This is a genomic window from Buttiauxella gaviniae, from assembly GCF_040786275.1.
Classification (GTDB): domain Bacteria; phylum Pseudomonadota; class Gammaproteobacteria; order Enterobacterales; family Enterobacteriaceae; genus Buttiauxella; species Buttiauxella gaviniae_A.
Genome location: NZ_JBFMVT010000002.1, coordinates 3,085,906 through 3,109,901, shown reverse-complemented (window position 1 = coordinate 3,109,901; position 23,996 = coordinate 3,085,906). Strand labels below are relative to the sequence as shown.

21 protein-coding genes are annotated in these 23,996 nt (G+C 50.9%); 17 read left to right on the top strand and 4 right to left on the bottom strand.

The window, feature by feature from the left end:
* The first annotated feature begins 207 nt into the window (after positions 1-207).
* From AB1E22_RS15020 to AB1E22_RS14995, 6 genes are all read left to right on the top strand, one after another.
* Complete coding sequence (locus AB1E22_RS15020; RefSeq protein ID WP_367596039.1) at positions 208-870, top strand: YitT family protein; 663 nt, start codon at positions 208-210, stop codon at positions 868-870.
* A gap of 119 nt (positions 871-989) precedes the next feature.
* On the top strand, positions 990-1,373 hold the full coding sequence (locus tag AB1E22_RS15015; RefSeq protein WP_367596038.1) for a RidA family protein: 384 nt from the start codon (positions 990-992) through the stop codon (positions 1,371-1,373).
* The gene (locus AB1E22_RS15010) at positions 1,366-2,025 is read left to right on the top strand and encodes a helix-turn-helix transcriptional regulator (protein WP_367596037.1); all 660 of its coding nucleotides are present in this window, start codon (positions 1,366-1,368) and stop codon (positions 2,023-2,025) included. The genes AB1E22_RS15015 and AB1E22_RS15010 overlap by 8 nt, the downstream gene beginning before the upstream one ends.
* Positions 2,012-2,821: a PhzF family phenazine biosynthesis protein gene (locus AB1E22_RS15005; protein ID WP_367596036.1), complete on the top strand. Its 810-nt coding sequence runs from the start codon at positions 2,012-2,014 to the stop codon at positions 2,819-2,821. Before AB1E22_RS15010 ends, AB1E22_RS15005 begins: the two co-directional genes overlap by 14 nt.
* Before the next feature lie 247 nt (positions 2,822-3,068).
* Positions 3,069-4,352: a branched-chain amino acid transport system II carrier protein gene (gene brnQ / locus AB1E22_RS15000; RefSeq protein ID WP_367596035.1), complete on the top strand. Its 1,284-nt coding sequence runs from the start codon at positions 3,069-3,071 to the stop codon at positions 4,350-4,352.
* Positions 4,353-4,366: 14 nt separating this feature from the next.
* On the top strand, positions 4,367-4,783 hold the full coding sequence (locus AB1E22_RS14995; protein WP_367596034.1) for a DUF2000 family protein: 417 nt from the start codon (positions 4,367-4,369) through the stop codon (positions 4,781-4,783).
* 68 nt (positions 4,784-4,851) lie between these two features.
* Here the strand turns inward: AB1E22_RS14995 and nlpA are convergent, their stop codons facing one another.
* The 3 genes from nlpA to AB1E22_RS14980 all read right to left on the bottom strand — a co-directional run bounded on the left by nlpA (position 4,852) and on the right by AB1E22_RS14980 (position 11,516).
* Positions 4,852-5,670, bottom strand: a complete 819-nt coding sequence (gene nlpA / locus AB1E22_RS14990) for a lipoprotein NlpA (RefSeq protein WP_367596033.1) — start codon at positions 5,668-5,670, stop codon at positions 4,852-4,854.
* Between the two features lie 214 nt (positions 5,671-5,884).
* On the bottom strand, positions 5,885-10,243 hold the full coding sequence (locus AB1E22_RS14985; RefSeq protein ID WP_367596032.1) for a retention module-containing protein: 4,359 nt from the start codon (positions 10,241-10,243) through the stop codon (positions 5,885-5,887).
* Between the two features lie 376 nt (positions 10,244-10,619).
* Positions 10,620-11,516: a helix-turn-helix domain-containing protein gene (locus tag AB1E22_RS14980; protein WP_367596031.1), complete on the bottom strand. Its 897-nt coding sequence runs from the start codon at positions 11,514-11,516 to the stop codon at positions 10,620-10,622.
* A 256-nt stretch (positions 11,517-11,772) separates the two neighbouring features.
* Here AB1E22_RS14980 and deoC point away from each other — a divergent pair, with 256 nt between their 5' ends.
* The 10 genes from deoC (at position 11,773) to AB1E22_RS14930 (ending at position 21,566) form a co-directional block, all read left to right on the top strand.
* Positions 11,773-12,474 (top strand): deoxyribose-phosphate aldolase, encoded by a 702-nt coding sequence (gene deoC / locus AB1E22_RS14975; RefSeq protein WP_367596030.1) that lies wholly within the window; start codon positions 11,773-11,775, stop codon positions 12,472-12,474.
* A gap of 72 nt (positions 12,475-12,546) precedes the next feature.
* On the top strand, positions 12,547-13,476 hold the full coding sequence (locus AB1E22_RS14970; protein WP_367596029.1) for a ribokinase: 930 nt from the start codon (positions 12,547-12,549) through the stop codon (positions 13,474-13,476).
* Between the two features lie 5 nt (positions 13,477-13,481).
* Positions 13,482-13,982 (top strand): RbsD/FucU domain-containing protein, encoded by a 501-nt coding sequence (locus AB1E22_RS14965; protein WP_367596028.1) that lies wholly within the window; start codon positions 13,482-13,484, stop codon positions 13,980-13,982.
* A 12-nt stretch (positions 13,983-13,994) separates the two neighbouring features.
* Entirely contained in the window at positions 13,995-15,149 is a 1,155-nt protein-coding gene (locus AB1E22_RS14960) for a mandelate racemase/muconate lactonizing enzyme family protein (protein ID WP_367596027.1), read from the top strand.
* A 15-nt stretch (positions 15,150-15,164) separates the two neighbouring features.
* The gene (locus AB1E22_RS14955; protein WP_367596026.1) at positions 15,165-16,115 is read left to right on the top strand and encodes an aldo/keto reductase; all 951 of its coding nucleotides are present in this window, start codon (positions 15,165-15,167) and stop codon (positions 16,113-16,115) included.
* Positions 16,112-16,972, top strand: coding sequence for an amidohydrolase family protein (locus AB1E22_RS14950; RefSeq protein WP_367596025.1), 861 nt, complete (start codon positions 16,112-16,114; stop codon positions 16,970-16,972). The genes AB1E22_RS14955 and AB1E22_RS14950 overlap by 4 nt, the downstream gene beginning before the upstream one ends.
* A 69-nt stretch (positions 16,973-17,041) precedes the next feature.
* On the top strand, positions 17,042-18,346 hold the full coding sequence (locus AB1E22_RS14945) for an MFS transporter (RefSeq protein WP_367596024.1): 1,305 nt from the start codon (positions 17,042-17,044) through the stop codon (positions 18,344-18,346).
* A 24-nt stretch (positions 18,347-18,370) separates the two neighbouring features.
* Positions 18,371-19,288, top strand: coding sequence for a dihydrodipicolinate synthase family protein (locus tag AB1E22_RS14940; RefSeq protein ID WP_367596023.1), 918 nt, complete (start codon positions 18,371-18,373; stop codon positions 19,286-19,288).
* 251 nt (positions 19,289-19,539) lie between these two features.
* The gene (locus AB1E22_RS14935; protein WP_367596022.1) at positions 19,540-20,670 is read left to right on the top strand and encodes a Gfo/Idh/MocA family protein; all 1,131 of its coding nucleotides are present in this window, start codon (positions 19,540-19,542) and stop codon (positions 20,668-20,670) included.
* Positions 20,667-21,566, top strand: coding sequence for a sugar phosphate isomerase/epimerase family protein (locus tag AB1E22_RS14930; RefSeq protein ID WP_367596021.1), 900 nt, complete (start codon positions 20,667-20,669; stop codon positions 21,564-21,566). Before AB1E22_RS14935 ends, AB1E22_RS14930 begins: the two co-directional genes overlap by 4 nt.
* Positions 21,567-21,638: 72 nt before the next feature.
* Here the strand turns inward: AB1E22_RS14930 and AB1E22_RS14925 are convergent, their stop codons facing one another.
* Positions 21,639-23,249, bottom strand: coding sequence for an FAD-NAD(P)-binding protein (locus AB1E22_RS14925; RefSeq protein WP_367596020.1), 1,611 nt, complete (start codon positions 23,247-23,249; stop codon positions 21,639-21,641).
* Positions 23,250-23,623: 374 nt separating this feature from the next.
* On the opposite strand from AB1E22_RS14925, the gene yahO reads away from it, so the two are divergent.
* The gene (gene yahO, locus AB1E22_RS14920; RefSeq protein WP_367596019.1) at positions 23,624-23,902 is read left to right on the top strand and encodes a DUF1471 family periplasmic protein YahO; all 279 of its coding nucleotides are present in this window, start codon (positions 23,624-23,626) and stop codon (positions 23,900-23,902) included.
* The last annotated feature ends 94 nt before the right edge of the window (positions 23,903-23,996 follow it).

Here is a 23,996-nt window from a genome sequence, read left to right as displayed (position 1 = left end):
ATAAAGTTGAAATTTCAACTCCGTGTTGATATTTTGTCTCTAACGACCATGACCCCGGTCTGTGAATGGCTGATTGAGAGAATGCCCATGTCTGACAGCAAAATTAAAGAGCAACGCATCGTAATTTCTACCATTATAGTGACCCTGGCAGCCTACCTTCTGGTAGCGCTAAGTAGCCTGCATCTGTAATAAAGGTCTTTTACTGATTTGGAAATTAAAATGAAAAATTCCGCCAAAGGTAATAACCCGCAAAACGTCCAGGAGGAGCCACCGCTATCTGCCAGACATAACCTTATCGATAATATCCAGGGGCAACTCTTTGGCATTATTATTATTTCGTTTGGCATGTCCATGTTGCACAGTCTTGGGCTCATCACCGGCCAGACCGCAGGGCTCGCGTTTCTCATAACCTATGCCACTGGCACAAGTTTCGGCATTGTTTTCTTTCTTATTAACGTCCCTTTTTATCTGCTTGCGGCGATGAGATTAGGTTTTGCATTCACGATAAATACCTTGCTCGCCGTAACGTTAATATCTCTTCTTACGGGGGTATTACCTTCCTTTATTTCCTACAGCCACTTTAACCCTCTGGTTGGCGCTGTTTTAGCCGGGCTATGCATTGGTATCGGTTTATTAGGGTTATTCAGACATAAATCTAGCTGCGGGGGCATTGGAATATTAGCCCTTTATATTCAGGAAAAGACTGGGCTTAAAGCGGGCTGGTTCCAGTTGGCCTTTGATCTGGTTCTCTTCTCCTCCTCGCTTTTCTTCTTAAAACCTCAGCTAGTGTTCTATTCCCTGATCGGCGCCGCGCTACTCAATTTTTTGGTGGCGTGGAACCACCGGAAGGAGTGGTACGTCGCAAAATAGACCGCATCTTTACGGCAAAATCAACACTTGTTGATTAGTTTAATTTTGTTGAACATACCCAGAGGCAATGCTACCGTGAATGCCTCATTTTCCATCAACGGCAACCAGGATATTCCGCTATGACAATCACTCGTTACCCCACCAGCAAGCCCTTCCCTTTTTCTGACGCCGTTAAAGCCAATGGCTTTATTTTCCTGTCAGGACAGGTGTCCATGAGCGCGGATGGGCAGCCCATCTATGGAACGGTAACTGAGCAAACGAATCGCGCCCTGGAATCAATTCGTGATGTTTTAGCGCGTGCCGGTTCAACGATGGAAGATGTGGTTCGCGTGCAGGTCTGGCTGAGCAGCATGGAAAATTTTGCCGAGTTTAATGCCGCTTACCGCGAGGCATTCCCCCAGGGGTTCCCGGCGCGTTCGGTCACCACAAGCCAACTGGCGTTTGGTCTGGATGTAGAGATTGAAGTTCAAGCCGTCTGCCGGGCAGAGCGTTCCCATGATTAATGAACGTGAAAGGCTGATTACGGTTCTCTCAGCGTCAATTGAGACACTGGCGGCAACGCTTCCCGCCAATACCGAAGCGGTATTACATGATCTCACCCGGCCAGAAGCTTCGGTTATCAGCATCGTTAACGGCCATGTTAGCGGGCGGAAAAAAGGCGATGCGCTCCTGGCAGGCCCTGAAGAAGACGATGGGTTTTTAGGTTTGCTCGACGAGCCGAGAGAGAGCTTATCTTACCGGGTATTCAGCGGTTATTTTACCACCACGGTGGCGGGCAAACGGCTGAGCAGTTCATCGACCATTTACTACGATATGAATGGCTGCCCTGTTGTTGCCTTCTGTGTGAATGTTGACACAGAAGTCGCGATGCGCCTCAAACGAGACCTGGACTATCTGATGTCGATTCCGGGAATGGCGGAAACGCCTGAAGCGAGCCCATCCGCATTAACGGAAGCGTCCGTTGAAGAGTTACTTTCCGGGCTGCGACCAACCGGTTCAGAAAGCACCAAAGAATTCAGACTGCGCGCCGTTAAAGAAGCCCATGCCATGGGGATGTTTAAGATTAAGGGCAGCGTCAATCAAATGGCTAAAGTCCTCGGCGTGACGCGCTACACCATCTACAACTATCTGGAGAAAATCAGTGAAAAAGAGTGATATCACCACGTTGCCTTTCTATCAGGTAGATGCTTTCGCATCCCAGCCTTTTGCGGGAAATCCGGCAGGCGTGTGCCCGCTGACACACTGGCTTGACGACGCCGTTTTGCAGGCTATTGCCAGCGAAAACAACCTTTCTGAAACCGCCTTTTTTGTGCCAACACCAGAGGGGTATCATCTGCGTTGGTTCACCCCTGCCGTAGAAGTCGACTTATGCGGGCATGCCACTCTCGCCGCCGCCTGGGTGCTGTTTAATAAGCTCAATTATTCGCAAAAAATCATTCACTTCTCGACGCGCAGCGGGATCCTCTCAGTGAGCAAAGAAGGCGATGAGTTCTGCATGGATTTCCCGGCAAAGAAAGCCTTGCCGATTGAAGAACCAGAAGGATTGCTTGCCGCGTTAGGGCTGAAGGAGAGCGTCGAAGGCTTCTGGCTTTCCGACGATATTATTGTGCTGGCAAAAGACAAATCCTGTCTGGAGACGCTCACCCCCGATTTCAACAAACTGGCCGTATTCAAAACGCGTGGCGTTATTGTTACCGCCCCGGGCGGCGGCGAATTTGATTTTGTTTCCCGCTGGTTTGGCCCGCAGGTCGGTGTCAATGAAGATCCGGTGACAGGTTCCGCGCATACTTTCCTTGCACCTTTCTGGGCAGAGCGTTCAGGCAAAAACGAGCTGCTGGCGCAACAAGGGGGCAGCCGCAAAGGCACTCTGCGTTGTTGTGTCCGGAACGACGGGCGCGTGGCACTTTACGGTTCGGCACGATTAATGATTGAAGGCACTTTCATTTTATAAACCATGGCAAAATATCAAAATATCTACAGATATATCCTATTACTGACCATCTTTATGGTTGTGGTGGTATACGGAACAGGTCTCTGGCTAATGGCAAAGACCTGGTGATTTTGTTTATAGAAAAAATTCATTAGGTTAACTTTAGAAACCAGCACTATTGCGTGCGTAATGGCTATACGCTCAGCCATTACGCACGATAAAAACTATAATTCTCTTAACAACACAACATTAACACCACGGATATTAAATGAAGCTAAAAAAAAGTGAAGTTATTACATTAGGGTTAATGACTTTTGCTTTATTTGTCGGCGCGGGAAATATTATTTTCCCTCCCTTTATTGGGATGCAGGCGGGTAATAACCTTTGGTTTGCAGTGAGTGGCTTTCTGATTACCGGCGTCGGCTTGCCGGTTCTGGCTATCATTGCTATGGCAAATAAAAATGGTTCACTGGAAGCGTTAACGGCCCCAGCGGGTAAAATATTTGGCCTGATTCTGACATTAATCTGTTATCTGGCATTGGGGCCATTATTTGGTAGCCCGCGTACAGCCACCGTCTCCTATGAAATAGGCGTCGCTCCGGCAACGCACGGCGCATTATCTTTGCATCTTTTTAGCGTGCTGTTTTTTATTGCCGTAGTGCTTTGCTCACTAAATCCATCAAAACTTGTGACTATCGTCGGGAAATACCTTTCGCCGATAAAAGTGGTGCTGCTGATCATTCTGGGTATTTATGCTTTCTGGAACCCGGCCAGCAATGAACTTGTCACTACGCCAGAATATACCGCGATGCCCTTTTCCAAAGGGATGATCAATGGCTATCTTACGATGGACACCCTGGCAGCATTGGTGTTCGCAGTGATTATCATCACGGCTATTCGCCAGCGGGGAGTCAGTCGGCCTGCCCTCATTACACGTTATTCAGTCATTACCAGTCTGATTGCCGGGCTTGGGCTTATTTACGTCTACATCAGCCTTTTCTATCTCGGGGCGCACAGCCACTTCCTGGCACCCGAAGCCACCAACGGCGCCGTTGTGCTTCAGTCTTTTATCGCTTATTCATTTGGATATAAAGGCACGGTATTTTTAGCCGTTATCATCACCCTGGCCTGTCTGGTAACAGGAATTGGGCTCACCAGCGCGTGCGCGGGTTATTTGCACCAAATCTTACGCCTGAACTATAAATTACTGGTCATTATTCTGGCGGGAATATCGTGCGCTATTTCTAACATCGGCCTGACCGAAGTAATCAAATTTTCCGTTCCGGCGTTAACGGCTATTTACCCGCCGTTTATCGTTCTGGTACTGATTGGCCTGACAAAGCGTGCGCCGAAAAACATCTGTTTCCCACCTTTGTTGGTTTCATTTGTTTTAGGCATTATACAGAGCGTCATTCCGGATCAATTCACGCCTGGCTTTATTAGAGCCCTGCCGTTTTATAATGAAAGCATGGGGTGGGTTGTGCCGACTATCGTGATGTTTATTGTGACTTATGCTATTGCCAAAATTCGCACTAAAAATGCGTCAAGATAGAGTGGAGTAAATTAATGTTTGAAGATAATGATTATAAACTTTACGTCATTGTGAACAGGAATGTGGATGTTGCGACCCAGATGAATGCCACGGGCCATCTTTGCTCTGGTATTATGCTAAAAGCAGCCGACCCTTGTTTTAATACTTACACCAACGGTGATAGCGCGCTAACGGCCTATTTAAATCACTATCCGGTGATTATTTTACAGGCAAAGAACAGCAATCAACTTTCGGCGGCAGCACAGCAGTGTCAGGAAGAAAATATTCTTTATAATTTTTTCACCACGACAATGCTTTCACATTCATCGGAGCAACAAATTCAGGATACACATGCCACGCCACTGGCGGAGTTGGATTTCGTCGCCATTGCTATCTATGGCGAAACGTCAAAGATAAAACCCATCACCAAAAAATTCTCCGTATTAAAATAGAAAATCTCAGTGGTGATCCCTCAGGGATCACCACTGAATATCGCATGATTTAAAGAACAGATGGGTGATCACCAGCCCGGCACTGCGCCGCCGTTAAAAATAGTTTCTGCGGCTTTTGCCACTTCTGGCGACTGATAGGATTTCAGGAACTCCTGCACATTTTCCGCATCTTTATTGTCCTCTCGAGCAACCAGAATGTTCACATACGGTGAATTTTTATCTTCGATAAACACACTGTCATGTACCGGTGACAGCCCAGTTTGCTGAATATAGGTGGTGCTAATAATCGCCACATCGACTTTCGCATCGTCCAGCACGCGCGGCAACTGCGCCCCTTCCAGCTCCATAATATTCAGATGGCGTGGGTTATCGGTAATATCCAGCGCCGTCGGCAAAAGCCCCTTCCCTTCTTTAAGCGTTATCAGTTTTTCTTTTTGCAGCAGTAAAAGTGCGCGCCCAAGATTTGTCGGGTCGTTTGGAATGGCAACGGTCGCGCCGTCTTTCAATTGGGAAACGTTTTTAATTTTTTTCGAATAACCGGCCATCGGGAAGACAAACGTGTTGCCTACCGCCACCAGATGATAGTTATGCGCCTTATTATCCTGCTCAAGGAAGGGGCGATGCTGAAAGACATTGGCATCCAGTTCGCCATGATTGGTTGAATCATTCGGCAATAATGAACCGCTAAAGCCGACGAGCTCCACCTCCAGGCCATATTTCTCTTTGGCGACCTTTTTGGCGACTTCAGCCACATCCTGCTCCGCACCGTTAATCACGCCCACCTTAATATGTTTGGCGTTATCACTGGCATTATCGCAACCAGACAGCGCTAATCCAGCCAACAGCACAACCGCGCCGACGCGCAAATGTGGAATCGTTAATCTCATGTTTTTCCCTTATAAAATAGCCAACACCCGCTCAATGAAATGACTATAACAGGATGTCTTTTGCGGTTTTAAAAACGAAAAAGTATCAGCAAGACGAAAAAGATATATATCGAAATAACACGCCTATATTTCTTATTTTCTTTTTCTGGGGCCAGAGACAAAAAGCCCCAATCTTTCGATTGAGGCTTTTACGTTTAAATACTGCGGATGTTAATCAGTACTGGGTGTGTTCGGCCTTGGGAAATAGGTGATCAATCGTTGTCGCTACAACACTGTGGTGATCATAAGAATCTGCCGGAGCAGATACCGGAGCAGCCGGTGGCATTTGCGCCGCCACGTCAGCAGCGGCGCTGCCCTGATGGTTTGCAGCACCAATTAACTGGGTAATATCCGTCCCATGGTCAAGCTCATGGGCCAAATCGCTCAGGTCGATTTTATCCGAATGGCTCTGAGCAACATGCCCTTCAACCTGAGCCGTCAGCACCGAGGCGTTTTGCACATTCTGATGATCCCCCGCCGCAGGCGTAAGGAAATATTCATGTTCGTCACCGGCTAACAACGAGGAGAGCGAGCCATCGCTATGCCCTTCTGTAACAGGCGCCGCGTTATTGTGATGACTATCGTCTGCGACTGGAGGTGCCGCGGCAATGTGGCTATCCAGATGATCAGATGAGTCGTGGGCGGCTGCGGGCATCAGAATCGTTGCATGGGTTTCCATCGTGGCATGAGCCGTTACGACCGGCTCAGGCAGACCGTCCGGAACGCGAACGGTGATGTGATCCTGTATCGCCGTGCCGTGCGCTGGATTATCGATAACGTATTTACCCTCGTCACCCACGGTAAAAATAGGTTTTCCGTCCTGAAGGATTTGAGTGCCTTTTGCGAGGCCTTCAAGCGTTATCCCCGTCAGCGCAGTGCTACCGTCGCCACCGCTGAGGTCTGCCGTAATATCAATCACATAATCGTGCGGCGCAGCAGGCGCAACGCCCGGTTCAACTTTGGTATCGGAGCCCGCGGCAAGACGCGAAGTGCCATCCCCGAAGATCACCCCTTCAATTTGGTTGCTGCCCTGTAAGTATGTGCCATGATGACCTTCAGAAGTGGTGTAGGTCAACGTTACGTTATCGAGCGTGTTGACATTGTTATTGCGGTTATTCGTAAAATTATTATTCACTTCAGCCACAACACCCTCTTCAGTTTGCACAAAGATGTAGTCTTTGTGGCTGCCCGCATTATTTTGCGCTTGAGTGTTACCGTGTACAGAATTTAAATTGCCGTGATTACCATTTTGCGTATATACGCTGCCTGTATGTATTACAAAAATATCGGAATAAGCGCCATCTCCACCCGCGTTGCCATCTCTGTAATTTTTGATCTGATTTTCCGGATGGTCGCATACAGGCTCAGCATCCCCGTCGGTTAACCAGACGCGAACATTCGCCCCGATTCGCACGATTTTTCCGTCCTGAACATCGAAACCATCAGGGTTCTCGCTGCCGCCGTTGATTTTGGTTACGGCTGGAGTTGGCGTCGGCGTTGGGTCTTTTGGAGCTTCATGAACGCTGACACCCACATTAACCACGGCTGGCGTCACAACAGGCGTAGGTTGCGATTCATCATTAAAATGCGTATCGAGCGTCAGGGTCTGCTGCCCAACGGCGGTCACATCGTTTCCGTACCTGTCGAAACTGGTGACCAGCACCTGCACATCATTCGGCCCTTCTTCCAGCAGATGGGTCGGCACCGAGACGTTATAGTGCAGTTTGCCGTCATCTCCAGCGTCGAGTTGACCGGTAAAGCGTTCCCCGTGGAGCATCACCACCACCGCATCGCCCGGCCGCGCATCCCCCTCCGCCGTACCGGTGATCGCCAGCCATTCATTGCCCTGAATATCATGCTGGTCCAGCATATTGTCATCGCTGACGTTATCAGGAGTGACAGTCGCAACGGCAAAGTTATCGATATGAACCGTATGATCGGTACTGCTGATAACCTCGTTGCCAGCCGCATCGTGGGCGGTCACCGTGGCGGTAAAGTGCGTATACGCATCAATCAACTCCCCGCGCCCGTCCACAAATTCCGCCGTCGGCACCCCAATATGGTAGCCCAGGCTGCCGTCGCCCAGTTTTTCAACCAGACCGGTATAAGGATGCCCGTTGACCTCCAGCGTCACCGTATCTCCAGCGCGCGCATCACCGCCCACGGTGCCAGTAATCATCTGGTGGTCGTTGCCTTGCAGCTCTTCGCGGTTCAGCGTGTTGTCTTTGGTCACACGATCGATGGTGATGCTCGCATCGGCATGGGTGTCGAGCACGACGTTATGGTGCGCCACGGCAACAGCTTCGTTTCCGGCCTTATCCTGGCTGGTCAGCGTGACCTGCACATCGTTGTCACCTTCCTTCAGCGTGCCGGATGTGACCGCCACGTTATAGCGCAGGTGACCGTGCTCATCGGCATACACGCGGCCTTCAAAGTCCTGGCCCTGCACATGCACCGTCACTTTGTCGCCCGCTTTCGCGTCTTTACCGCTGGCGTCGCCGCTGATAAGGGTGTCGTGCTGTGATTCGTCGTGATTGACCACATCATCCCCGGCCACGGCGCGGATGGTCACGCCGTTATCGGCATGGTTATCCAGTTGTACCGTATGTTCGGTGGTTTCAGTGACCATATTGCCAGCCGCATCACGGGAGGTGATGCTGGCGGTAAACCGCATGTGGGCATTGACTTCGCCGAGGCTGTTGTCGCCGAACGCGCCCGCTGGGATCGGAATGCGGTAGCCCAGCGAGCCGCCCTGCATTTCAACCTGGCCGGTGTACTGGTGCCCGTTGATCTCAAGCGTCACCGCATCTCCGACGCGCGCATCACCGCCCACGATGCCGGTGATCGACTGCGGCTGACCCAGTTCGTCGTGATTCAGGACGTTATCGTTGGTAACGGTATCGACGGTGATGGAAGCATCGGCGTGGGTGTCCAGCGTGACGGTATGGTGCGCCACCGCAACGGCTTCGTTATCCGCCGCATCACGGCTGACTAACTGGACTTCAACGTCATTGTCCCCCTCGCGCAGCAAGTTGGTCGGGACGGGGATTTCGTAACGCAGTTGGCCGTTGTCGTTAATCACCACACCATGGAATTGCGTGCCTTGTACCGTGACGGTAACCGGATCGCCCGCTTTCGCATCGCCTCCGGCTTCACCCGAAATCAGCGTCGGCATACGAGATTCAGTGCGGTTGACAACGTCATCTCCCGCAACGGTGCCAATGGTGACGGAGTTATGAATGTCGAGATCGATATGAACAGCGTGATTCGTCGAGGCCTGGGTGGTGTTCCCCGCCTCGTCCGTTGAGGTGACAACCGCGTGGATCTCCGGGCTAGCCAGTAACCCCTGGGTTGAGACATCCACCGTGTACCCTAATGTCCCGTCGCTCATCGGAGTGACGAGCGTGGTGTAATCCTTGCCGTCTACCGTTACCGTAACCGCATCGCCGACTTTTGCATCGCCGGAAACATGGCCGTGGACTGAGATAACAGGCTCGTGGGATTCGGCGATATTAATGACATTATCAGGCGTCACGCTATCGACGGTGATGTGGTCCAGCGGGCCGACAGTGTCGATCTGTGCGTCAGCGGTAGTTTGCGCCGTATGGCCTTCAGCATCCGTCGCCGTTGCCAGCACGGTAATCTCGCCATCCACTAAACCACTGAGATCGGGCTGTGTAGTCCAGCGGCCGTTCTCAACGGGCACATCAAGGGTGATTGTGTTTTTTTGGCTATCCGTAACCACCAGCGTGATGTGGTTTTGGTTGCTGGTACCGCTGATGGGGGTGTGGGTTATTTCATTTTTGTTAATAAACCCATCGTTACCCGCAAAGTTGTCAATTTTGATCAGCGGTTTTTCTGCTGTCTCAACTGCCTGCGGCGGCTGCGGCGTCAGAGGTGTCTGTGGAATTTGCGGCGTCTGCGGTATCTGCGGTATCAGCGGCGTCTGCGGTGTCTGCGGTGTCTGAGGAATTTGCGGTGTTTGCGGTACCTGCGGGGTTAGCGGAATCTGTGGCGTCAAAGACGGCTGTTCAGGAGTGGAACTGTCTGTGGAAACAGGGGCCAAACCATTCTCAGGCTGGACAAATTCTGGGGTCGATACCTTTAGCCCGGCGGTCGTGAATCCGCCGATGGGATCGATATGCTGCCCGGTTAATTCCAGTTGAACGAGGGTGTGCCCCCCGCCGCCGCCTTCGATAGCTACCGGCGGTTCATTGCCTGCGGCGGTGGCTTCTAAGGATTTGGTCGGGTCAACGCCATCGGCAATGGATTTCTGTAGCGAGGCAACATCCTGAGTATCATGTTCTGCATTATTTACCGCGTTGAAGCCGTGTTCGCTCCAGTGGCTGTTTCGCCCGAGATCCAGCGTTTTACCGTCCGGCAGAGAGAGACTCACCGCCCCGCTGTCGCCCGTGACAATCTCTTCTCCGCTGTAGATCCTGTCGCCTTCTTTCAAAAGACGCCGTGAGCCATCCGCTTCAACTACATAAACCTGACCAATGACAGCTTTAATGACACCGAGTAATTGACTCACCGCTTCCTCTCTTGAATTTGAATTTTGGGTATACCATCGTTATTTTTATAAATACTGGGATTAATTAAATAATTAATAACAATGTTTTTTCATTCAAACACAACCAAGGAGAGGTTTATAAATACCCATTAATGGACAATAGCTCTTCCGCGATAGTTTAAAAAACAGCAAAAACGGTTATTAGATTTTAATTAACACGCTAACTAACCAATGAATATAATCAAAAATGATACAAAGTGAAACAGTATATTAAAAAACATTAAATAGCATTTTTGATGCGTGTTACGACGCCCCAAAATTAGAGAAATAATGACATTCGTTGTTAATTAATATGACGGCGGGCGTTAATTAAAAGAATATATCTCGCCATTGATTATCAACGTGAACCCTCGCCTGAGTTATTTTGCTCCCAGTCCAGACGTTGCTCCCGGCGGCGAAACTCGCTGGGGGATAACCCTACCGAACGGTGGAAATCCCTGGAAAAGTGCAGCGGATCGTTATACCCCACCAGGCCTGAAATTCGCCCTATCGACTCCTGCGTTTCAACCAGTAAGCGGCGCGCCTGGGATAAACGATAATTTTTTAACCAGCGCAATGGGCTTTGGTTAAACGTCATCTGAAATAAGCGGAAAAGTTGTGATTTACTCACCTGGCAGTACTGCATAAATTTTTCAATATCCCAGTCATCGCTGTAATGGCTGTGAATCTGATAAATCAATCGCCCGAGGCCGCGATGGGTAATAACCGGAGACTTTGTGGTTTCGGCGCTGCGATTCTCAAGTAAGGTGAAAATAAGCCGCGAACAGAGTTCATCGCAATGGGCGTCCGTCACCAGGGTATGGCTTTTCATTAAGCTGAAAATATGGTGATAAATTTCAGTCACCTTTTCCGGGCTTTCAAACTGGAATACCGGATTTTGCGGAACATCCAGAATCTGCATGATATTACTTAATTTTTCGCTATCGATGCGCAGCCATAATATTTCCCATGGGTCATTTTTATCGGGGAAATGTTCATGCGGCCAGCGGACGGGGAGCCAGACCAGGCAGCCTTCGTTGACTTCATAAAGGCTATTTTCCAGGCGGACAAAGCCACTGCCTTTCAGGCAGAAAATCAGCTCATGCCCCACCACCGACTGCCTTCTCACGCGGAAGTTTTCTGCGGTACGAATATGGCCTGCGCGCAAAATCTGGTAATTCATCAGCGTCGAAAACTTATCTGACTCCCGGTACCAGTTCGCCAGAATCTGCGTTTGCTGCGCGATTTTTTCCATGACAGATCCCCGTTTGAGCCCCAAAACGCTCCACACACCTTAGTTCATCGTGGCATGGCGATGCGGCAAAAACATGAAATGTCGTTATAGCACTGATAGATTTTTGAACAAGCTCACAACTTTGTTGACATGGAAATTCTGTCCATATCGCATGGAATTCCAGCTATTACGCTCTCCGCCATCGCTGCCTAAAGTAAACGTCATATTCACCACATAAATAGTCGTGCGTTAACTTAGCCAATAGGAGTAAAGGTAGATGATTGATTTTAACGATCCCCGTCAGGTAGCGAGTGCCATCCAGTTTACTAACGTCAGTCCGGATTTGACGCGCGAAGGGCTTATCCAGCACCTGAATATTTGCATGGAGTATCAATTTGACGCAGCAATGATTGCCCCTTGTTGGGTTTCCGTTGCAAAAGACGTCCTGAAAGGCAGCGGCGTCCGGGTTGCCACCACCGTTAACTTCCCGCAGGCCAACGACACCACCGCCATGAAAGTCGCCGTGATACGCGAGCTGGTAAAAGAAGGGGCGGACGAGTTCGATTTCCCTCCTAACCCAGGTTTTTTACTCGGCGGCCTGGATGACCTTTACTTCAATGAACTAAAACAAGTTACCCACATTGCACATGACTTGGGCATGAAAGTTAAAGCGATGCTGGAATTTGGCTTCATTACTGAAGAGGCAATGAAGATCAAAGCCACCCGTTATGCCTACGAAGCGGGCATTGACTGGGTGAAACAGTCCAGCGGCTGGGGCAAAGGGGGATGCGCGGCAACCGCCGAAGATGTTCGACTTCTCAAAGCCAATATTCAGGCCCCCTGCCGGGTAAAAGTTTCCGGTAAAGTCAACACGCTGGAAAAAATGAAAGAGATGTTTATGGCTGGCGCAGAGCTGGTCGGCACCAGTTCCGGCCCGGAATTAGTGAAAGGCCTGACAGGGGACATCAACGCTTATTGATCGACGGATGCCGTCACTCTTATGGCGGCGGCATTTTCAATAAAACAGACAGCACAGTTAACGGAGTATGTGATGAGTGTATTTATTCTCGGTAGCTACGCGAAAGCACTGGTTATGACCGCTGACCGCATTCCCCTGGCGGGTGAAACGCTCATTGGCGACGATTTTCGCCAGACCTGGGGTGGCAAAGGCTCCGATATGGCCGTTCAGGCGGCACGGCTTGGGGCTGATGTTTTTTATGCAGGCGTCGTAGGAGATGACGCTTTCGGGCACGAATTTGTCAGCCTGATGCAGCAGGAAGGCATCAATATTCAGTCGCTTACCATCACAAAAGCGTTGCCTACCGGTGCCGGGCTCATCATTAAAGATAAGGACGCACGCAATATCATTGTCGTGGATATGGGGGCCAACAAACTCTTTACTCCCGCCCTGGTGGATCAGGCCTTGCCTGAGCTTAAACGCGCCGGTGTCGCTCTTGCACAGCTTGAAATCCCGCTGGATACCGCACTCTACGGCTTACGCAAAGCCAAAGCGTTGGGGAAAGTGACGATTCTTAATCCTGCCCCGGCCCGCAATTTACGCGGGGTCGATCTCAGCGCCATTGATTACCTGACCCCCAATGAAACCGAAGCACGCGTCGCACTTGGGCTCGCACCCGATGATGCACGCAGCAACCGTGAAATCGCCGATCTCTTGCTCGAAACGGGCTGCCAGTATGTTGTGATGACGCTGGGGGACGCCGGTTCTGCCGTTTTCAGCCATAACGACACGCAGGAAATCCCGCCCTGTAAAGTCGACGTTGTCGACAGCAATGGCGCAGGTGACAGCTTTAACGCGGCTTTAGCGGTGGCGCTGGATGAAGGCCAATCCATCAGCGACGCCGTGTTACTGGCAAACGCCACCGCGGCGCTGTGCTGTACCCATTGGGAGACGGTGCCCTCCTATCGCCATCGCGCAGAAATCGATGCCTTTATGAAAAACATGCTCGTCGCAGAGGAATAAAAAAAATGAGACCCGATAGAATCTTACACCCTGAACTCGCCGCTGCATTAGCCACCTTAGGCCATACCGACATCGTCTTAGTGACGGACGCGGGCTTCCCGATTGCCCCCCAGGCAAAACGTATTGATTTAGGATTCTGGCCAGGCCAGGTCGATGTGCTGGAGATTTTGCGCGTCCTTCGCCAGGAGATTTTTGCCGAAGAGGTGCATTTTGCCAGCGAAGTGCGCGATTGCCATCCGCAGCTTTACCGTGATGTGCAGTCAATTTATACCGGCTCCGGCGCAGAGTTTCACACCGCCAGCCACGAAACGCTGTGTCACGATATTGCCCATCGGGCAAAAGTGATTATCCGCTCCGGCTCATTCAACCCCTGGGCTAATTTCGCGCTGGTTGCCAGCACCGATCCGTTTGCCTGGTTTACCGAACAATCGGGTGTAGCCCCGCTTCCCGCCTATGTCGCAAGACGCCAGCGTATTCGCGACAACGTCGTTCCAGAACTTAACTGACAGGGAGGAATGATGAAAATCACAGGCTGGCGTTCGCTAAAAACGTTGCATCGCTGGGGGCGACCCATCGGCGATATTAATGGCACCGTTGATTCGGGTGTGACGGAAGTTCCCCTGCTCATCCTGGAAACGGATGAAGGCGTTTGCGGAGTCGGGCTGGGCGGGCACGCGGATATCGCGCGTATTTTCCCGGCAATTGAAGGGGAAGATCCGCGTGCCGTCACCGCCCTTTATGACCGAATGCAGTCGTGGGTTTTTAAAAGCGGCCATGCGGGCTCTGTTTTCGGGGCGATTGGCGTGGTCGATATGGCGCTGTGGGATCTGAAAGCCAAACTGGCAAACCAGCCACTTTGGCGGCTGTTGGGGGCTCGCTCGCCGTTTGTGCCCGGCTACGCCTCTGGGCTGGATTTCCCCTTATCTCTTAGCGAGTTAGTGAATTTGCATCGCCGTTTTGCAGAACGCGGCTTTAGCGCTTTCAAACTTAAAGGCGGCCTCGACGTTGAGCAGGATATTGAGCGTTTGCGTGCGGTACGGGAAGTGTACCTGTGCAACTCCCCCTCCCCGGCAATCATGATTGATGTAAATGAATCTATGAGCGCCAAACAGGCCGTGCGCTACGTGCGACGCCTGGAAGAAACGCTCGATCTGAGCTGGATTGAAGAACCCGTCAGACGCTGGGACGCCGCCGGTCACGCGCTCATTCGCCAGCAAACAAACTGCGCCGTCGCCACCGGGGAAAATCTGACCGGCATCGAACAATTTCAACCGCTGCTACGCGAACAGGCTGTGGATGTCTTGCAGGCCGGGATGTGTTGGGGAATCAGCCATTTCCTGCGCGTCGCCAATCTTGCTCACGCGTTCAATTTACCGGTAAGCCCCGTCGGCTATAACGCCAACCCTGTCGCCCACGCAGCGGCGGCGATTCCCAACCATTTGAGCTGTGAAGTTCAGGACCTGGATTTCCCGCTTGGGCTGCACGTCGATCAGCGCATCGAAAATGGCGGAATTATCCTGGGCGAAGCACCGGGGCTCGGGATCACCGTGGATGAAAATGCGCTGACTCACCACCTCAACGAAGGGAGTTGGGCCACACCGCAAGGGCCTCACGTTCGCCCTGCTCGGGCCGGGCTGCGTTTATCCCTTAGATCCACACAACATCATGAATAACCAGGGAACAGGAAAATGAAAACAGTAGCTTTAGGGCGCACAGGCATTCAGGTTCCCGTTCTGGCGATGGGTGCCGCATCGTTGGGCAGCATTTATCACCCCGTCTCGCAGCACCAAGCCGATGAAACCGTGGCAGCGGCGCTTACGCATGAGGTTAACTATTTTGATGTCGCGCCTTATTACGGTTTAACCAAAGCGGAAACGGCCCTGGGCATCGCGCTAAAAGGGGTAGCACGCAAAAGTTATACCCTTGCAACCAAAGTCGGGCGCTACGGCGATAGCCAATGGGATTTTTCCCGGGAGGCAACGCTACGCAGCGTGGATGAAAGCCTGGCGCGTCTTGGCACAGACTATATCGACATAATCCAGTGCCATGACGTTGAATATGGCGACTTACGCCAGGTGGTTGAGGAGGCGCTTCCCACGCTGCGTGAACTGCAAAAGAGCGGTGTTGTGCGGCACGTCGGCATTACCGGTTACGACCTCGCATTCCTGGAAAAGCTGGCGATTGAGCAGAAAGTCGACACCGTGATGGCTTACTGCACCTGGACGCTACAGGATCGCCGCCTGGGGGCAGTGGCAAGGCGGCTAAACCAGGCCGGAATCGGCGTGCTCAATGCCTCGCCGCTGTCGATGGGGTTGCTGACCCGCAGTGGCGCACCGGCCTGGCATCCGGCGCATCAGGAGGTACAGAACGCCTGCCGCGCCGTCTCTGATTTGTGCGATCGCGAAGGCACCCCTATTTCGCAGGTGGCGCTGCAGTTTGCTCTGACGACCGCCGCTGAACAAGGCATCGCCTCCACCGTTATCGGTACCGCCAGCCAGGAAAACATGCTGGATAATGTGCGCTGGAGCGATCGGCCGCTGGACGGCGCATTGCTTGAGAAAATAGATGCCCTGCTGGCACCCGTGCTCAATCTGGGCTGGGACGTGCTGCCCGGCAACGGGGGAAAAGCCCAAAAATGACGCTGGTAGACAGCCATCTGCATCTGTGGGACCCGCGGCGGCTGGACTACGCCTGGCTTCGCGATGTTCCACAGCTTAACCATGCGCATCTGCCCGAGCATTTTGCAGCCCAAGGGGAAATCCCGAACGCGGCTATCGTTGTTCAGGCCGACTGCGCGGAAAATCAGGTGTTAGATGAGGTGAACTGGATTAACCAGCAAGCCGCCCATTCCCCTTTTCCCATCGCCGGTATCGTAGCCTGGGCACCGCTGGAAAAGGGCGAATCGGTGATTCCCCTGCTGCACCAGTTACGCGCCATGCCCCGCGTGGTGGGGATTCGCCGCTCACTTCAGAATGAGCCGCTCGCGCTTTTTTATGATGCCCATTACCGCGCGGGTCTGCTGGCGGCGGCAGAAGCCGGTTTTGTTCTCGATTTATGTGTCCGGGCACAGCAATTGCCTGCTGTTTATCACCTTTTAAGCTGGCTGTTTACACAGCAACCGACTGCGCGAGTGGTGTTAGATCACATGGGAAAACCGGATGTTGCCCACAACGGCCGGGACGCCTGGCAAAACGCATTGGCTACCCTTGCCTCGTTCCCTTCTCTGTACTGCAAAATTTCAGGTCTGCCTACGGAAGCAGACTGGCAAACCTGGCAAGATGAGCAACTCGCCCCGTGGATCCAGCACGCAATCGCCTGTTTCGGCGCAGGCCGCTGTCTATTTGGAGGCGACTGGCCCGTTATCAATCTCGCTGGCGGCTACTCACGCTGGAAACAGTGCGTTGAAAAAGCCATTACGGATCTGCCCGCGTGTGACAAACACGCCATTATGGCCGGAAATACCCGTGAGGTTTATTTATCAGGTTCAGGAGGATAATCACAAATAAGGTTTGGATGTCGTTTATTTCGCTACACCCTGCTGAAAATAATAATTGAGGAAATAAGCATGTCTGATAATAGCAATGCCCTGCACCCTACTACTGCAGGCAGCCAGTTTCGCGATAAAACATCAGAAAATACCTTACTGGTTTCAGGGAGAAAAAAGAAAATACTCCTTGCGTCGTTATTTACTAATTTCTTCGTTTTACTGGCGCTTTATTGCGGGGTAATTTCGGTTTTATTACCTAACCATATCGCGCAAATAGATCCGGCAAACAAAGCCAATAATCTGGCTATTGTTATGACATCGGCGTTGTTATTTACGATATTCGCGCAGCCGATTGCCGGGGCATTATCTGACCGCTGCCGTTCCACCTGGGGGCGGCGTTCACCGTGGATTGTCGGCGGGGCGCTCATCGGCGGGCTGGCGATTTTTGGGATTTCGATGGTGACTACCGTCGCGGGAATTGCCGTATTTTGGTTGATGGCGGCCGTTTCGCTCAACTGCATGAATGGCCCCTTAGCCACGGTGGTTGCCGACCGCTTCCGGCCTGAAAACCGTGGTATCGCTTCAGGCTTTGTGGGTGCGGGCTCCACCGCAGGCGGTACGGTGGGGATCATTGTCGCCGGTTATCTCGCATGGAATCTGCAATTAGGTTATCTGGTGTTCGGGCTTGCCATCATCGCGTGCTGCGTGGCATTTGTGCTTATCAACCGTGAACCCTCCACCCGAACGCTGGAAGTGGAATCGTTTAAATGGGGAACCTTCTTCAAAAGTTTTTGGGTAAGCCCGCGTCAATATCCAGATTTTGGCTGGGCATTCTTTGGCCGCTTCGCCATGTTTCTCGGTTATCAGGGGGTAGTGACTTACCAACTGTATATCCTTCAGGACTATATTGGATTAAGCGTTAAAGATTCCAACTACGCGATTGGCACTATCTCCATTATTACCTTAGTCACCTTGCTATTTTCTGGCCTGGTTTCCGGTTATCTTTCCGATAAATACCAGCGCCGTAAAATCTTTGTGTTCGCCTCCAGCATTCTGATGGCAATTGGCTTGATGATTCCGTTATTCGTGCCTACATTAAACGGCATGTATTACTACGCGGCAATTCTGGGTTTGGGCTACGGGGCTTATACCTCCATTGATATGGCATTGATGACGCAAGTATTACCCGGCGGCGGCAAACAGGCCGGTAAAGATATGGGTATTCTGACTATCGCCACCGTATTACCGCAATCGTTCAGCCCTATTCTTTCCGCGTGGCTACTGTCGGTATTTAATAATGATTACTCAACGTTATTTATTGCCGCCATCATCTTTGTTTTTGCCTCTTCATTTTTTGTCTTACCGATAAAATCCGTTAAATAACCGATTATCCTGCTGGAGAAAATTATGAATAAACCTCGTTTTAGTGGCGTTATCCCCCCGGTTCCAACGCTGTTTGATGCCCATGGCGTATTTGATGGCGCAGCACAGGCGACGCTTATTGAGCATTTGATCTCTTCCCCGGTAGACGGTCTGTTTTTCCTCGGCAGCGCCGGGGAGTTCGCCCATATGTCTGAGGCGCAGCGTAAGCAAGTTACCGAGTTCTGCATACGCCAGGTGGGGGGCAGAAAACCCGTGTTGATTGGCATTGCGCACTCCGGCACGCAGCAAACCATTGACGCTGGCCTGCATGCCCAACGCACGGGCGCAAGCGGCGTGGTAGTGGTTAACCCCTGGTATAACCCGCTCAGCGAAGCCAACCTGCTAAACCATTACAAAACCATCGCCAGCGCCCTTGAGTTGCCGATTCTTCTCTACAATTTCCCGGCGTTAACCGGCCAGCAGATCCCGGTCCATATCATTCGTGAGCTGGCATTAAGCTGCCCGAATATTGTTGGCCTCAAAGATACCGTTGATACTCTGTCGCATATCCGCGAAACGATTCATGCGGTAAAACCGCATCGCCCTGACTTCGCCATTTTCGCAGGCTACGATGAATACCTGCTGGGCACCCTGATTCTTGGCGGAGATGGCTGTATTCCGGCCAGCGCGAACTTCGCGCCACACCTTACCTGTGGGATTCTGAAGGCTTATCGCAAGCAAGAGTTTGCCCAGGCAGTGGAACTTCAGCAGTCCCTCTCCTGGATTCCACCTCTTTATAGTATGGACTTGCCCTTCTATAACGCCGTGAAATATGCCTTGCAGCTAACCGGTTTAAATATACAGGTACATTCTCTCCCACCCGCCTCACCTTTAACGGAAGAGATGAAAGTGGAAATTAAAAATATTCTGCTGCGCGCCGGAGTCATCGGTAATAAGGCATAGACATCTACCATCTTGATTAGTCCTCCCCACCGCTTACGCCTTGCGCCTTTTCGGGCGCAGGCAAACCCGCTCTCGTTATATTTCTACCCTTCTCAACTGCCGCCATGACTGCTTAATTTTTGAGCTTACTCACATAACGCAAGCCATGAGATTCGCATCCATATTGTAGAGAATTTTACCTATGACACTCTTTAGCCCGGCGGACTAAAGTCAATTCATCTTCTTTTACTTTCAATACTCTCTGGGGTACTATGGACACGTTATTACAGCAATTAGAGCATGCCACCCGACCCACACTGCCCAAACATTCTCATTATAAAATTGGCATCATTGGCGCCGGTTTTATTGTGGAACATTGCCATCTGGTCGCCTACCAAAAAGCAGGTTTTACAACATACGGGATTACGTCCAGAGAGCCGAGCCACAGCCAGCGTCTTGCGGAAATATTTGGCATAAATAAGGTCTATGCGACATGGCAAGAGATGGTCTGCGATCCGCAGATAGAGATTATTGATATTGCCGTCCCGCCTCATGTTCAGCTCGAAATTGTGCGTTTTATCTGCTCCCCTGATTCACCCGCAAGACACATCAAAGGTATTCTTTGCCAAAAACCGCTGGCGATGTCGTTAGAAGATGGGCAAGAAATTGTGCGCCTTAGCAAAGAGAGTGGCATTCCCATCGCGGTCAACTCAAATATGCGCTATGACCCGTCTATCCGCGCGTTGAAATATATTATTGAGAAGCAACTGATCGGCAACCCCGTTATCGCCTCCATTGATATGCGCGCTATTCCGGACTGGCAGATTTTCTTACAGGATTATAAAAAGCTGGAACTGTACGCCATGGCTATCCACCATATTGACGCCTTCCGCTTTTTATTCGGTAACCCGCTAAAAATTACCGCACTTTGCCGAACTGACCCGCGAACGAAATTTGCGCACACCGATGGCATCACCCAATACACCTTCCAGTACGCAAATGGCCTTATTGCCACAAGCCTGGACGATGTGTGGGCGTGGCCAGGAGCGCCCTGTGCGAAAAACAACTATATAAACTGGCGAGTAGAAGGCACCGACGGCCTGGCGGAAGGGGATTTCGGCTGGCATCGCCGCGAACCTGAATATTGTGGTAGTACCCTTAAACTGGCATCTCGGGATAACCCAGGGCTTTGGGTCACGCCGCGCTGGGAGAGACAGTGGTTCCCGGATGCTTTTATTGGCACCATGGCAAATTTAATGTGTGCGATTGAAGATAACTGCCCTCCATTAATTAGCGCCCAAGATAACCTCAGTACCTTGGCCTGCATTGAGGCTTGCTATGTCTCAATTCAGGAAGAGAGAACCGTCTATCTCAACGAAATATTACCGGAGAATACAAAATGATTAACGTCGGTATTTTTACAGGTTATTACCCTTATTCCCTCAACGAAACCATCAATAAAATTAAACAGGCAGGCATGGGATGCGTGCAGTTGGATCTTGAATTTACCGACGTTGATCTCCGTCGCGGGAAAATAACTAAAGAGAAAGCGCATCAGGTGCGGGATGCATTTCGCAAGGCCTCTTTGCCCATCGTGGCAATTTCCGCTTATACCAACCTGGTTCACCCCGACCCGGTTAAACGGGAAGAAAACATTGCGGCGGTGAAGGAGATTCTGGCCCACGCCCGCGATTTTGGCACGCCGTATGTCATCAGTGAAACGGGCACCTATAACACCGACAGCGACTGGCTTTATGATCCGAAAAACAGCACCGAAGAGGCCTACCAGGAATTTAAAGCCATCGCCCAGGAGTTAGCGACCTTCGCCTACGAACATAACGCGGTATTCCTGGTTGAAAACTACGTGAATAATATCATCGGCTCCGTAAGCCAGGTGGCTCGCCTGATGAGCGAGATTGAACACCCTGGATTAGGTCTGGCCCTGGATCCGACCAATTATTATGATGATAAAAACATAGACGCCATCGATGAAACGCTGCACAGCATTTTCAACGTGCTGGAAAGCAAAATTAAAATCGCCCATGCCAAAGACTGCAAAAGAACCGATGCGGTTGCAGAAAAATTTGGCGGCGGTGCCGCCGAACATAATAGCTTCCGTGGGGCGGGCTCGGTGGAGTTACCCGCCGCCGGATTAGGATCGTTAAATTACCCACTCTATTTAAAACGGTTAGCGCAAAAGCACCCGAATCTTCCGCTCATTATTGAACATGTCGATGAGCATGATATTCCGCGAGCAAAAAGTTTTGTCGACGACGTATTAAGAACCACGGGCAGTTAGGCCGAACGGTAAAATATAAATCGCAGAAAATCCCTCTCCGCACTCAAGCTGACGGAGAGGGATTTATTTACGTCATAATTCTATAAACGGCACTCTTTTGCGTACATGGGATGCGGGCTCGACGATAGCGTTGGCAATCGCCTCGCCAATATCTGCGCAAACCGTCAGCCCCTGAACGAAAGGCTGATCGTGCATAAGATACGGCAATGCACCAAACGCAATGCGGCCCCGGGCACAGGCTGGTGCCATCAGCGTGTAATCTTTCCCGACATCGGGAATATCTTCCCCTGTCGTCTCAAGCTGTTTGCGTAATGTCGGGAACGGCAGATCTTTTGTCTTTAAAGGTTTTTGCCCACGGGCATCAATAAAAACCTCGTATTCATAACGCTCTCCCTGGGAGAATATTACCGTCTGGCGCTCTTTTACCTCCATTTTATATTCCGTCCCCAGGGCGGCAATATTGATAATTCCGGCCTCACGTAATGCCAGCAATCGACGAATAGAGTGCGAGGGAATCGCCGCATAATTATCGATAAATACGCGGGCGAGGCCCGCATTAAAGCGTTTAGCATCCTGCTCATTAAGGTGAGGAACGATTTCCTGAACCACTTCATGCAAACGCAGAATCGAGTAGCGCCAGGGAACGGTTCGCCGGTCACGTTTATTGCGTTCAACTTCAATAAGATTGGATTCAGCCCAGCGGAAGGGATCGTTTTCTTTACGGTCGGCAAACCAGGCTTCGGGGAAGCTGTCCGCGTCTAATGAGCGAAGAGAGATGCGTTCGCTCCAGCCGGGGTCAACGCTCTCTATCTCTTTGACGATGAGTTTGAAAACCCGGTCCAGTAACCCGTCAGACCCCGCCGCAATTTCATTCTCGACTGCATCTTCCGTTGCAATATTCAAAGGTTCATACGGAATCGGGCAGTAAAAATCCGCCTCCGGCAGAATGCCTGACCGGGACATAAGCGTAATGTTAAGTTTCTCCTGCCCCTCATCAAGATGGAACTGAATCTGTTTATCTTCAGATTCCGTAAACGTGCCGTGCTGCACCACCACCGCCATGGCAGCATCAATCGCGCTCAAAGAGGTGCCCAAAATGCCAATCTGACATGCCGGAATCTTCGCTTCCATCAGCCCTGACCACGGGCTTGGAAAGAAGGTGCGAACGGAAGGATCCTCATCAGGCCACACGTGCCCCGTCGCGATGACCGCGAGATCAAACGCCTGCGCAAGCGATTTTCCTTCGGCCCACAGCTTTACCTGCCCGGAAGCAATTTCCAGATCGGTAACCTTGCATGATTCGTGAACCTCAACCTCAAAGCCTTGTTTTTTAGCCTGTTCAACCAATTCCAGAAACTGGTCGCGGAAATATTCGCCCAGAAGAATGCGCGGCAGAAACTGGCGAACATGCAAGGAATCGCGATCTACGCCATAACGCGCCAGATGGCTTTCACTCTGGTTTCGCAGCCAGTCGATGTAAGTCAAAAAAATCGGTGGGATTTCAATGCTGGCAATATTCGCCAGCATCATTCGCGAGTTTTCTTCATTGCTGTAAGGCATGCCGACACCCGCTTCACGAGCCTGCTCATAGAGAGAAATGGAAAGCGGTATCTGATTCTTTAGAAGGGAGAAAAACGTATAAATACCCGTTGGGCCTGCGCCAATAATAGCAATTTTTTTCATCAATTCTCATCCAGCGTTATCTTCTTATCGTCCATTCGTACGCCCGGAATCAGGCTCACCAAAAGCTAAAAATCGAAAAAATAGCGATTAAAAAATTATAGCCGAAGGTGAAAACCCGGCTTCAAAATTTAAATGTATACCCAAAATAATTCGAGTTGCAGGCAGGCGGTGACGCAGTGAATCCCTGGAGCTTACTCCAGTAAGTGACGGGGGTGAGTGAGGAAAGCCAACGCACAGGCAACTTGAAGTATGACGGGTATTGAAAGAATAATTATTGATTACGCTGTAACTGCCTGGCAAGAATCGTATTTCTGAACCATAGTCTTAAAGTAGGGAAAACACGTGATCTTCCATTATCAAAAATGAGGTACGTCATGAAGATAGCTAAGGGTATTTTGGTTGCGTTAACTTTGGGTGCAGTCTCTTTCGGTGCGGTATCGGCTGAATTATTGACTAAGGAAGCATTAAATGACCATAAAGATCAGTACGTGAAAATTGGCACCATTACTACCTCCGGTGAAACTGCACCGAGTGATGCCAAAGAAGAGCTTTCCAAAAAAGCTGACGAACTGGGCGGTCAATTCTACGTTGTGACTTCCGCAGACACCGAAAATAAAATCCATGGCACCGCAGACGTTTACAAGAAAAAATAAGTCCATACTGATTTAAAGAAAAGGGCAACTTTAGGTTGCCCTTTTTTATAAGAAATTAATTTCAGACACGTCTTTCCAGAAAAAAGATTCGAGC